The organism is Bartonella harrusi (assembly GCF_024297065.1).
Taxonomy (GTDB): Bacteria; Pseudomonadota; Alphaproteobacteria; order Rhizobiales; family Rhizobiaceae; genus Bartonella; species Bartonella harrusi.
Genome location: NZ_CP101114.1, coordinates 348,350 through 361,500 on the forward strand (window position 1 = coordinate 348,350; position 13,151 = coordinate 361,500).

Genomic DNA, 13,151 nt, shown 5'->3' on the forward strand with positions numbered 1-13,151 from the left:
GAAATCCTGAACAGGTTAAAAGTTTCAATTTATCTTTTAAAATTCTTAATAAGTTCAGCCATATCTTGAGGAAGTGGTGAAGAAAAAGACATAATTTGACCTGTCGTGGGATGTTCAAAAGTAAGGCTAGCTGCATGAAGTGCTTGTCGGTTAAATTGATCGATTGCATTTTTAATAATGGGATTAAGCGTATTTGATTTTGTTTTAAAAGCATTTCCATAAACGGTATCACCTATAAGAGGATGGCCAATATAAGCCATATGAACACGAATTTGATGTGTGCGTCCAGTTTCCAGACGACATTCCAGAAGACTAGCAAAAGGTGTTGTATCTACGCAGGTTTGATATTTTTCAAGAAGAGAAAAATGTGTAACAGCATGACGTGCATGAGTGTTTTTGTGATGGATGACAGCTTGTTTTATCCGATTATGGGGGGAACGACCAAGGCATGCATCAATGGTCCAAACATTCCGACTAGGTCTGCCCCAAATCAAGGCTTGATAACGCCGATCTAATGCGCTGGTACGTCCATGGTCAGAAAATTGGCCACTGAGGCTTTTGTGAGCAAAGTCATTTTTAGCGACAACCATGACACCAGTTGTGTTTTTATCGAGACGATGAACAATACCAGGGCGCTTAAAACCGCCGATACCAGATAAACTATTCCCACAGTGATGGATAAGAGCATTCACCAATGTTCCGGTCCAATGACCATTGCCGGGATGAACAACAAGACCAGCAGGTTTATTAATGACAATAACGTGATCATCTTCAAAGAGAATGTCTAATGCAATGGCTTCACCGCTAGGTTCTGCATCACGAAGGAGTGGCATTGTGAGTTCGATAATTTGATGAGGTTTTAGTTTTGTTTTTGGCTCCTTTATGAGTTGACCATCAATTTTAAGATAGCCTTCACGGATAAGAGTTTGCAGGCGTGAACGTGACAGCGTATCGTGGTATTGTTGTGCAAGCCACTGATCAAGTCGTTTCCCAAGAGCACTCTCATCCGTTTTTCGCTGTGTTATCATACAATCCCTATTAAATTGTAATATCTTTACCAGTATGAAATTGCTTTGGTATCAAGAAACTCTTTAATTCCCCAGTGACCGCCCTCACGCGCACGTCCAGAAAATTTCACGCCTCCAAAGTAACTACCACTCGGTAATCCATATCTATTAACTTCTACCATACCAGACCGTATTTGTGCCGCGATACGGCGACATTTACTACGATCTTGTGATTGTATATAGTTTGTAAGGCCGTATTGTGTGTCATTAGCTAAAGCGATGGCTTCTTCTTCTGTTTTAAAGGGAATAATCGAGAGAACTGGACCAAAGATTTCTTCTTGAAAAATACGCATATGAGGTTTCACATCAGCAAAAACGGTTGGGCGTACATAATAACCGCGTTCCATTCCCATTGGTAAACCAATGCCGCCTGCAACAAGAGTTGCCCCTTCATCAATTCCAGATTGGATAAGATCTTGAATTTTATCGTATTGCTGTTTTGAAACGACTGGACCAATATGATTTCCTGCTTGATGGTTTGGTCCCACTTTTGTTTGTTCAGCAATATCTTTCGCCGTTTGAATGGCTTTTTCATAGAGGGCTTGTTCCACAAGCATACGTGTTGGTGCATTACAGCTTTGTCCACTGTTATAAAAGCAATGTCGTACACCACGTTGAACAGCCTCTGTATCAGCATCGGCAAAGACGATATTCGCTCCCTTACCTCCCAGTTCCAGACAAACCCGTTTTAAAGTATTGCTCGCATTTTTAGAAATATCTTTTCCTGCTCTCGTAGATCCGGTAAAACTGATCATTTCTAGCTCTGGATGAGCAGAAAGGTAAGAACCAACGTTGGCTCCATCACCATTGATTAAGTTAAAAACGCCAGCAGGCAAAGCAGCTTCATCTAAAATTTCAGCAAAGAGCATAGCGGAAAGAGGAGCAATTTCAGAGGGTTTTAAAACCATTGTACAGCCAGCCAAGAGAGCAGGTATAACTTTAAGAGTTACTTGATTCATGGGCCAATTCCATGGAGTAATCAATCCTACAACGCCGATAGGATCATAATGAAGAATTGCTTCTTCATTTCCTTCTACTAAAATCTCTTGAAATGAAAACTCTTTATAAGCTTTGATAAAGTTGCGAATATGGGAAGCGCCCGCTGCTGTCTGTGCATTGAGAGCCATATCAATCGGAGCTCCCATTTCCATTGAAATAATCTTTGCCATCTCTTCTGAGCGTTTTTCATAGATTTCTAAAATTTTTTCAACGAATTTAAGACGTTCACTAGGCTGAGATGTTTGCCAAGTTTGAAAAGCTCTTTTAGCCGCATTAATGGCTTTATCCGCATCTTTTTTGCTTCCAAGGCTAATAACAGCACAAGCTTCTTCTGTTGATGGATCAATGACATGAAAATCATGAGGAGTGCTTGGATCGTCCCATAGACTATTGATATAAAATTTCTTCTTATTCAACATGATGAGCTCCCTTTATTTCTCTGTATGTTATTAAATTTTATTCTATTTGAACCTTTTTAAACCAGAATAACAAGGGTAATTTTATTAAAAATAAGCAATTGATTTATTTTATAACAAAAAGGCATGAAGAATTAGAAAGAGTTCATATGAGAGTAACCGTTTATATTATTGTGCTTAAAAAGAGGCAGAAAAGAGAAGTACGGGCAATTTTTCGTAATTTTTTATCATAGAGTTTTTTTCACGAAAAATGACGTATAGCTGCATGAAATCATGATTTTGTAATTTATCCAATATTGATGGAAAAAATCTCTGTGAGAGAAATAACGACATTATTTTTTGTTAAAAAATGACAGTTAGCAAAAGGTTATTAACCTTCATATTATATTCTTTTTGAAGAATCCCTTTTTCCATTGCTATAAGTTTGTTGGATACCATGCATAATTTGAAAACAAAATCTCTTTCGACGTCTTCTTCTGATAAGAGTACACAAAGTGCATCAGAAGAGGATTTATCTACCAAGATTGCTGAGATATTTTCTTATCCGGAAGTATGGAAAAAGGCATTCACTCTCGGAAAAAACGTGCGTTTTACGCGAACACCAGAGGTTGAGATTTTACGTCGTCGTATAGAAACAGATCCAGTTTTTGCCAAGCAATTTCAAGCTTTTACAAAGAAAGAGCAAAAAAATCTTACAAATATTGTAGACAATAAAAACACAACAAGCCCCCACTCCACAAAGAGGGTTATTAATTCTCAATCGCTAGCAAATAAAGCGTCCGTTTGTTATGCAGCTGTTTTGAAAGAATTGTCACAGCAAGCTGTTTGTAAGCCGTTTGAGGAGGGAGAAGGCAAACAGACATTACAAGCAGAAAATGTGGTGCAAAAGATAAAGCCTGCTTTTCATCTTTCTGACGACGCATTTTTTGAGTGTGGATCCTTTATATTAGAACAGGTTGATGCTAAAATTTTAGGAGAGGATACAATATCGATTGATTGCATTAGTAATGAGATTATCCCCGATACAACTTCCACCTTTAATGAGTCTATTACTGCTCTTTATCGTGTTCTTGAATACCGTTTTCCGCAATTTTACGATTCCATTACATCAGAATTGCCAGCGGAGAAGATTCAGGGAATAGAGCAAATTTCTCATTTAAGGCATGCAAAGAATGATACTGTTAAAGAGAATCAAAAATGGCATTCTAAGCTTGTGGTTGAAGATTCTGCTGATAGGTTAAACAATATTGAAGCCCCTATAAAAAGACAAAGTACCAATGAGATTGTTGCCAATGAGATTGTTGATTGTACAACAGAAAGTCTTGCCAAAGATTCAAAAGACTTTTCTATAATGCAACCTAAAGGAAAAGTTTTTCGATCCGCTCGTGCATCATTATGCAACTATGATTCTGCTTTGACATCAAATATTCAATCTTTTGATGAAGGTACTTATGAATTTCCTCCGATAAATTTATTGCAGGAACCTGTTTTGCATGAAGAGACGCTGATATCGCAAGAAACATTAGAGCGTGGTGCTGGACTCTTGGAAAATGTTTTGGAAGATTTTGGTATTAAGGGTGAAGTTATCCATGTTCATCCAGGACCAGTGGTGACAATGTATGAATTTGAACCTGCCGCTGGTGTGAAATCATCACGGGTTATTAATCTTTCTGACGATATTGCACGTTCTATGTCTGCTATTTCTACACGCGTTGCTGTGATTCCTGGACGCAATGTTATTGGGATTGAGTTGCCAAATGCAGTTCGTGAAACTGTTTATTTACGAGAATTAATCCAAACAAGCTCTTTTCGTGAAAGCCAGTTTAAACTTGCTCTTGCTTTGGGGAAGGGGATTAATGGTGAACCTGTCATTGCAGAATTAGCAAAAATGCCTCATTTATTGGTTGCGGGAACAACGGGATCGGGAAAATCTGTTGCGATTAATACAATGATTTTATCAATTCTTTATCGCATGACTCCTCAACAATGCCGTTTGATCATGGTTGATCCTAAAATGTTAGAACTTTCTGTTTATGATGGTATTCCACATCTCTTAACGCCTGTTGTAACTGATCCCCAAAAAGCTGTAACAGCTTTAAAATGGGCGGTTCGTGAAATGGAAGAGCGTTACCGTAAAATGGCTAAATTAGGTGTACGCAATATTGATGGTTTTAATGCACGTGTTGCTCTTGCAGCACAAAAAGGCGAAACAATCATGTGCACTGTACAGTCAGGTTTTGATAAAGAAAGTGGGGAAATGCTTTATCATGAAGAAGCAATGGATCTAACACAACTTCCTTATATCGTTGTCATTGTTGATGAGATGGCTGATCTCATGATGGTAGCAGGGAAAGAAATTGAAAATGCCATTCAGCGTTTAGCACAAATGGCTCGTGCTGCAGGTATTCACCTTATTATGGCCACACAGCGTCCTTCTGTTGATGTTATTACAGGTACCATTAAAGCAAATTTTCCTACCCGCATTTCTTTTCAGGTAACATCAAAAATAGATAGTCGTACAATTTTAGGAGAACAAGGAGCTGAAACACTTTTGGGTCAAGGCGATATGCTTCATATGGCTGGTGGTGGGCGTATTGTACGTGTTCATGGTCCTTTTGTTTCTGACGAAGAAGTTGAATCCATTGTTGCGCATCTTAAAAGGCAAGGAAAACCTGAATATTTAGCAACAGTAACAGATGGTGAAGATGAAAATAAAGAGGATGGAGCGGCTGATTCAGTTTCTGGAATTTTGAGGGAAGAAAACCTTGGTGAAGATGGTGAAGAACTTTATATGCAAGCTGTAAAAATTGTTATGCGTGATAAAAAATGCTCGACATCTTATATTCAACGTCGGCTTGCAATCGGTTATAATAAGGCTGCTTCTCTTGTGGAACGTATGGAAGAAAGAGGTATTGTGGGAGCCGCTAATCATGTTGGAAAACGTGAAATTCTAGTTACTGAATAGAATAATAAGTAAGACATTTTAAAAATGCATAATTTTAAAATGTCTGATGATCGTTATTTAAATGGTTGATGCTTGTTTTATTTTATGAAAGCAGCTGTTATTTTGTGCTTATTTTCAAACGACGAAATATTAAAATATGAATGAGAAATGACAAAACAAAAGCAATATTTCTCGTATGAAGACGACTGATATGTAATATAAGACCATACAAAGAAGAGATGAAAATATTTTTTACATTTTTAGATTATCTGAAATGTAAAAAACTACATATGATTGAGAGAGGGCTTTGTGTTGTTTCTCTGAGTGTAGAGATCTTCTTTGATTCAGCGGAGATGGAGCGTATTTTTTGAGCTTTTTTTTATGTCCGCACAAAAGAAAAGAAGTTTTTTAGATCAAAGAAATGATCACAAGAGAGTGAAGAATACGAGAAGTGCAAGTTTCATTGCATTGGATGGTTTAAAGGCGTGTTATTGAATTTTCTGTAGTCTCTCTTAACATTATTGGTTGAGGGAAGGTCTTTATTATTGGAAATTTTTTGGGAAAATATTTCCCTTATTGCTAGCTTAGGTGAGATACGAATGTTCGTTACAATAATTGATGAACATGCAATAGTTTTGAAGGCTTCTTCTCTTTTTTCTTTTCATGGTGAAACGGTCAAAATTCTGCTACAGACGGTTGATAGTAAGGTGACAGTCAAAATATTTATTACATAGCAGGTGTATGTATACAGGTTGGTATTATTAGCTTAAAAATAAAATCAGTCATTTTTTGATTTTGTGCATAGCATGAACAGCAGATCAGTTGAAGAATAAACAGAAACTTTTTCATTTTATGCCGAAACATTTGCTAAAATGGTTTTGCTTGGAAAATGAATAAGAATGTTTAATTTAGAGATGTTTCTAAAGGATAGCCTAAAAGGGAGGCTTCTATTGGTCTAATTTTGGTAAGCTTACCAGTAGATTTAAGAATGAATGTTATCAAATATAGGCAGTTTGATTGAAGACGCTTTACTTTGGAGAGAATAGGCCGCTTAGTGGAGTGTTGATGATATCCAGAAAGGTTTAAATGTTGAATGATCTGCTGTGCCAATGTTTGATGAAAGAGTGTCGCTTGAGAGATTTCATGGCTTTGGTGTTTTAAAGATGCAAGAAAAAGAACAAGAGAAAAAAGATGAAAATTCGGATGCAAACAGATCAAGTCTTTCGGAAATAGAGTGTTCAGCTTTTCATGAAATTGCACAGCGATTGCGTGGAGAATTGCATTCATCTTTAGAATGTGAGCATTCTGATAAAAAAGCGATAGAGCTATTGCCAAATACACAGGATTTGTCGGAAAATACTATAGAACAAACGCTTATAAAAGAACCAGCAGTTGTTTTATCATTATTGGATACAGCGACTGATGGTATATTTTGGTTAGATGGACAGGGCTTCATTCAAGCGGTCAGTAGAACTGCTTTGACATTAACTGGCTATGAGATCAAAGAATTGCAGGCACAATCATTCTCATCATTACTGACTTTGCAAAGTCGCTCTTTGATTGAGGAGTATTTTAAATTAATCCGTGTGAAAGGAAAAAATCCGATTTTTAATCGTGGGGAGACAGTTGAGTTAGTAACGAAAAGTCAGAAAAATATAACGGTTTCTATAACGATTGTGCCTTTGGCACGGCAAGACAATTATGCTGTTATAGTGCATAATTTGCCACGAGCAATTCTATCAGTGGATATAAAAACAGAAGAGAATGAAAAGGTTGGAATTGTTCATGAAATGCGAACGCCTTTAAATGCTCTCATTGGTTTTGCAGAAATTATGAGAGAGGGGCGTTTTGGGACGATCGACAATGAACGGTATCGTGGGTATTTATGCGATATTATTGCATCTGGAAAACATATATTATCGCTGGTGAATCAGTTACTAGAATACTCAAAAAAAAATTATTCTGATTTAAATAAGCAGAATAAAAAACCTCTTATAACTGAAGCATTTGATGTGATAGCGTGTTTACGAACGAGTGTGGCTTTTCTTGAAACACAGGCTAATCATAATGGCATTATCATGCGTATTGCTGCTCCAGTTCATGTACCATTTATTGGTGTATCACAACAGACATTTCGGCAAATTATATGGAATCTTCTGTCTAATGCCATTCGTTTTACCCCATCGGGAGGGCAAATTATTGTTCACGTTTCTTATAGAAAAAAACAACGTGTAAAGATTTCAGTGAGTGATAACGGTATAGGAATGAGTGATGAAGAGATTATGCAGGCATTGCAACCGTATGGTCAGGTAAAGCGCAAAGACGGACGATCTGGTGATAGCGCCTTTAGGGGAACGGGTTTGGGACTTCCAATGTGCAAGGCAATGGTAGAAGAAAGTGGTGGTCAATTTTTGTTATTTTCAAAACCCAATCATGGAACAACTGTGGAAATGTTTTTTCCTGTGTTCCATGAGGAGAGTCAAGAATAAATTCATTTTTTCTTGGCTAAAAGATCTCTGATTTCTGATAGAAGCTGTTCTTCTAAAGACATTTTTTTTGAACTTTCCTCTTCTTCTTGTTTCCTGCGTATTTTATTCATACCTTTAACAAACAGGAAAAGGACCCAAGCGATAATAAGAAAATTGATCAGCAAAGTGATAAAGTTGCCGTAGCTAATGGTTGCTCCCGCTGCTTTAGCGGCACTTAATGTCGCTTGTTTTTCACCGGCAAGCTGGATAAACATGTTCGAAAAATCGATTCCGCCTGTAATAAGTCCAATGATTGGCATAAAAATATCATTGACAATTGAATTGACTAAGCTACCGAAGGCTCCCCCTATAATCACACCGATGGCAAGGTCAATCATATTACCTTTTAGGGCAAATTCTTTGAATTCTTTAAGCATTACATCTTCCCCTTCATATAAAAGACATATGATAATTTTAATTACCGCTTTTGATAAAAAAGAAAAGAGCGATTTTTATTTTCTTTCTAACCATTATATTACAAAAATTAAAATTCCTGCCCAAAAATATTTTGGCATATTAAAAAGTCTAAAATCTATTGCATGGGTCAGTCCTGTTTGGCTTTAAAATGAAGGGGATCTTCAGAGAGAGCAAAGTGATGGAACGCTTCTCGTAAAAAAGTTCTAACTCCTTTTTAAACAAAAGGAGGGAACCGTTTTTGATTGATAAAAATGTTATCAATTTTTTATGACAACATATTGAAAAAAAGAGATCTATTTTGCGGGATTCTTGTTTTTTACAGATTTAATATTTGAACAATTTTGAGAGAGTAAGAAAGTTTTTTCAAAGACCAAAAGGCTCTTTTTTGTTCAATGTACGCAAAAATAAATGTAATGGCGAAGGTATTATAAATTCTCTTGTCGTATGATAAACATTCTTGTTTAGATGATATGCTATCTTTATTGGCGATCTTTTGTGTTAAGAGTTTATATGAGGTGCAGCGGATGAGTTTTATTTTGGAGAAGGATTGATGAGTTTCTTTCGTTGTATTGGTCGTTCTGCTTTATTTATGTTAGACCCAGAATATGCACATCGTTTAGCGATTATGGGATTAAAAAGTGGGTTGAGCAGTTGTCAAAAGGTTTTTGATAAGCGTTTGTGTGTGACTGTTGCAGGTCTTGAATTTGAAAATTTTATCGGTCTTGCTGCGGGGTTTGATAAGAATGCAGAGGTTGTTGATGCTGTTTTTCGCTTAGGATTTGGTTTTACTGAAATTGGTACCGTTACACCAAAGCCCCAAGAGGGAAATCCTAAACCGCGGCTTTTTCGCTTAAAAGAAGATGAAGCGATTATTAATAGAATGGGTTTTAACAATGATGGGCATAAAATTGTTTATGGTAGACTTCGCACGTATAAAAAGACAGGCATTATAGGAATCAATATTGGCGCCAATAAGGATACGATTGATAAAATTAGCGATTATACTTCTGGAATTGCTCATTTTTATGATATTTCTGATTATTTTACGATTAATATTTCCTCGCCTAATACACCAGGTTTACGCGCTTTACAGGCTCGTGATAGTTTACATTTTTTGATAAATGCGATTTCACAGGCACGTGATGAACAAAAGAAAAAGCATGGATTTTCCGTTCCCATTTTTTTAAAAATTGCGCCTGATTTATCAGAAAAAGAATTGGATGATATCGCTGAAGAAATGAAGCTTTCTGATTTTGATGGTCTGATTGTTTCCAATACCACTCTTTCACGCCAAGGACTTAAAAATAGTCTACTAAGTGGTGAGGAGGGGGGGCTTTCTGGGCGTCCACTTTTTGAGCGCTCTACTATTGTGCTTGCAAAAATGCGTCAAAAATTAGGTAAGGAGATTGCAATCATTGGCGTTGGTGGTATAAAGGATGCACAAACGGCTTTGGAAAAAGTGAAAGCTGGTGCGGATTTGGTCCAGTTATACAGTGGAATGATTTATGAAGGACCTAGCCTTGTTATAGCGATTCTGAAAGAGATTGTGCAATTGATACAACAAGATGGGGTTGAAAATATAAAAGCTTATCGTGATCATCGTGTTGAACATTGGGCAAAGCATGCTCTTCCTTAGTAAAGGATTTTTTTTGATAAAAAATGCAGGATTTTTTCAAAGGGGCTTGCAAACTCTTTTGATCTTCCTTATGTCACACAAACAGAGAATAAGTGTTTATGAAATAGTAAACAGTTATGGTATATTTATTTTTTATGCGGTTGTAGCTCAGTTGGTTAGAGCGCTGGTTTGTGGCACCAGAGGTCGTAGGTTCAAATCCCACCAACCGTACCATTTATCTTGTTACAACTTTTCTCATTCTCATTTAGTGCGATTTTTGCTGTGGTTAGAAGCCGCAGTTATTGGCTTTTGTTGCGTTTGAGCCGTCACAGAGCAAAGACCTTGCGCGGGTGATTTTATGCGTTTTTTTCCAAAAATGACCAATTTGTCTAAAAGAGCGGAGACTTTTTTGCAGAAGGTCTCGGCTCATTTCCCCCTTTTTTTTCAATCTGTTATAAAAATAGCACTTTCTGAAGTTTGAATACACCTCATGGGGTGCAGATAAGAGACGAACCGACGAACTTTATTGAGAAGACACTAGAAGTCGCATATAACCAACTGTTTATTAAGCATAAATTTATCATTATGGCAGAATATAGCATCTTATCTTTATTCTAGCGTAGGGGAGCACCAATATGACGATTATAGCGGATGAGAAGAAGATAGAGGGCTTGAACCAAAGCCCACAAGAGCAAGACATAGATAAGTTAAAGGCCGCCTTTCCGCAATGTTTTAGGGAGGGCAAGCTGGATATAGATTAGCTTTTAAACCTATGCCGTGAATATATCGACAATGATTTTGAGAAGTTTAAGTTTGAATGGAAAAATGCATTGAAGCAGTTTATCTGGGAAATACCTATCAGTTGACCATTAAACAGGATACAGAGTGTGAACTAGGTGGCGTTTTATTCATACGGAAACTAAAAAAACGAAGCACTTGCGGTAAGTTTTCTATCAAATATAAAAGGAGGATGCACCATGTTTAACATAATAATCGCTTTTATTTTGTGGAGTATTTACTCTTGAAGTTATCAATGGAAACGTTTTAACTCTGGTCGAACGCTTTCTCGTCTTAACTGTGATTTTATTGCCCATTATTGCTGTGAATATTAAAATCGTCCGACAGGGACAACCTGTGATCATTACTAAAATTCTGACAGTGATTGTCTTGTTTGTTAATTGTTTCGCTGGATGGTCTACACTTTTACTGAACTACCCCACAGTTTTTTACTATCTGTCACTTGCTCTGGTTTCATTGATTAGCTTGCTGGTAAAGAAACCCTTTACCATTTTTTATTCCAGTGCTGGTGTTTTTGAAGAAAAACGCAAACATATCTTATTTTATCTCATCAATAAATATATTCCATAGATTCGGGTAATCATCTTTTTTGCCAATGCTCTTATAGCGGCTTTTTTTGCATGAATCCCCCAGCTTTGGTGGGGCACTATGGGTTTAATTTGTGCTGGTATTCTTTTTTCTAAATATCTTCCTCACATCATGCAATATTTTTATCGCGTCAAACATCATGGAGCGTAATATGTCATTATTTAACATTCTGACCGGAACTCCTTTATGGGCCTAGGTTTTGCTTATTTTTCTCATTACGAAGGGAATAAGCGCATTGAAAGATAGGGAAATGAAGGTTAACCGACTTTTTCTATTGCCGTTAATCTTTCTTTTTTTGGGCGGAAGCGATGTGATTAAAAAGCTGGCGTTCCTAGGCTGGTGAGCAATCTCAATGTTGGCGGGGCTGATAATTGGCTTTGGCGTTGGCTGGTTTTGCTCTGGCGTGCCGCTCCGCGTTTAAAAATCAAAGAGGGAACGAATTTAGTTATTTGGCCTGGTACGCCGTTGACGCTGATATTTATTCTTATCGCTTTTTTCATCAAATTCCATTGATTGTTTTTCTCAATGTTGAACATGATTTGAAATATGCATTTGATTTTAAACTTCTTTTTGGTTTTTTAAGTGGATTCACTGGTGGTGTGTTGTGGGGAGGCACATTAAATTTATATATAACATTTCGAAAGAATCCAAATTAATCCCTATACCATTAGCTGTGGATGCCTCCTATCAGAACTATCTCAATAGAAGCTTATTCCTAACAACAACGCTGCATATAAACGCAGTGTTGCCTCATAGTTTCAGATTTTTTTGTCCTAGCGCGTGAATGTGACGGAAGTGATATATCTGACTATGCCCCCTTTGGGAGCAGAGCGAGCCTAAAGGTTTAGAATGCTATGAGTTTAAGCTAGCTGGGCTTTGAGCAGATGGTTTATCGCTCATGGTAAATCATTTTGTTTCACGATTCAAAAAGAGGAGAGTGATGACCTCATTGGTGTAGGTGGGCAAGAAAACTCTTAGCTTAGCAATGTGTCAACGTTTGTAGAACTATGTTGTGGAACCCATACGCAAAGCGGTCGCTATGATGGCATGATGCTTTTGTCAAGCATTATGATATATGGTCGGGACCTGTGTTTAAGGGTGCAACTGTGGTCACTGTACGACCCTGTAGAATTGCGTCTGAGTATTTAGACAATGCATTGATTTATAAAGATAAACAATGTTTTTACAACTTGTGTCATCTTCCCAAATATTGTAAGATTCTCTCATCTCATCTCAAATCCTCTTATGTTGAACCAAGTGAAATTATGTTTGCACATCATAAGCGGGGTTGGTGTATGGGGTGAAAACTGTTTGGAAAGGAGCAAAATGCCTTTAATGAATCGTCTCAATACCAAGGGTTGTTGCAACATTGGGGGCTGGCAAAGAATATGATGGCGCTAGTTTGCACCTTCATAAGCGTAAAGATGGTGATGCTCAACGGCTTTTACGTTATATCATCCACGGGCGGCGCCGTGAAATGAGCTTGGGTAGTTTAAAAGATGTCTCTTTAAAACAAGCCCGTGAATGTGCAACCCAATGGTGTTCTGTTCTCCGTGAGGGCCGTGATCCCATTAAAGAACGTGACAAACAAAAGCGTGAGGCTATGCGTAATCTCCATTATCTAAAAGATATTGCTTTGGATGCTTTCGAAAGCCGTAAAGCTGAATTAAAAGGAGATGGTAAGGCTGGAGATTGGTTTTCACCTTTACGTCTTTAGGAGCTGCAGACTCCATACAGGCTATGCGTACAATATGTGAAGCATGCTTGCGCGATCAGTGT

At 37.4% G+C, this 13,151-nt stretch carries 7 protein-coding genes, 1 tRNA gene and 1 pseudogene; 6 read left to right on the forward strand and 3 right to left on the reverse strand.

What is annotated here, in order from left to right:
* Nucleotides 1-29: 29 nt before the first annotated feature.
* Both NMK50_RS01645 and NMK50_RS01650 read right to left on the reverse strand, forming a co-directional pair.
* Entirely contained in the window at nt 30-1,028 is a 999-nt protein-coding gene (locus tag NMK50_RS01645; RefSeq protein WP_254770615.1) for an RluA family pseudouridine synthase, read from the reverse strand.
* Nucleotides 1,029-1,054: 26 nt separating this feature from the next.
* Nucleotides 1,055-2,485: an aldehyde dehydrogenase family protein gene (locus NMK50_RS01650; RefSeq protein ID WP_254770616.1), complete on the reverse strand. Its 1,431-nt coding sequence runs from the start codon at nt 2,483-2,485 to the stop codon at nt 1,055-1,057.
* 433 nt (nt 2,486-2,918) lie between these two features.
* Between NMK50_RS01650 and NMK50_RS01655 the strand changes: the two genes are divergently transcribed.
* Together NMK50_RS01655 and NMK50_RS01660 are read left to right on the forward strand one after the other, a co-directional pair.
* On the forward strand, nt 2,919-5,447 hold the full coding sequence (locus NMK50_RS01655; RefSeq protein WP_254770617.1) for a DNA translocase FtsK: 2,529 nt from the start codon (nt 2,919-2,921) through the stop codon (nt 5,445-5,447).
* 1,088 nt (nt 5,448-6,535) lie between these two features.
* Nucleotides 6,536-7,915, forward strand: coding sequence for a sensor histidine kinase (locus tag NMK50_RS01660; RefSeq protein WP_254770618.1), 1,380 nt, complete (start codon nt 6,536-6,538; stop codon nt 7,913-7,915).
* A gap of 2 nt (nt 7,916-7,917) precedes the next feature.
* Here the strand turns inward: NMK50_RS01660 and mscL are convergent, their stop codons facing one another.
* Nucleotides 7,918-8,331, reverse strand: coding sequence for a large conductance mechanosensitive channel protein MscL (gene mscL / locus NMK50_RS01665; RefSeq protein ID WP_241438199.1), 414 nt, complete (start codon nt 8,329-8,331; stop codon nt 7,918-7,920).
* A gap of 590 nt (nt 8,332-8,921) precedes the next feature.
* Between mscL and NMK50_RS01670 the strand changes: the two genes are divergently transcribed.
* The 4 genes and pseudogenes from NMK50_RS01670 to NMK50_RS01685 all read left to right on the forward strand — a co-directional run.
* Nucleotides 8,922-10,007 (forward strand): quinone-dependent dihydroorotate dehydrogenase, encoded by a 1,086-nt coding sequence (locus tag NMK50_RS01670; protein ID WP_254770619.1) that lies wholly within the window; start codon nt 8,922-8,924, stop codon nt 10,005-10,007.
* A 136-nt stretch (nt 10,008-10,143) separates the two neighbouring features.
* Nucleotides 10,144-10,220: transfer RNA gene (locus NMK50_RS01675), tRNA-His, on the forward strand.
* Between the two features lie 1,523 nt (nt 10,221-11,743).
* The gene (locus NMK50_RS01680) at nt 11,744-12,028 is read left to right on the forward strand and encodes a hypothetical protein (RefSeq protein ID WP_254770620.1); all 285 of its coding nucleotides are present in this window, start codon (nt 11,744-11,746) and stop codon (nt 12,026-12,028) included.
* A gap of 670 nt (nt 12,029-12,698) precedes the next feature.
* Nucleotides 12,699-13,086: pseudogene (locus tag NMK50_RS01685) on the forward strand (Arm DNA-binding domain-containing protein); the annotation flags it as partial.
* Nucleotides 13,087-13,151 lie beyond the last annotated feature (65 nt).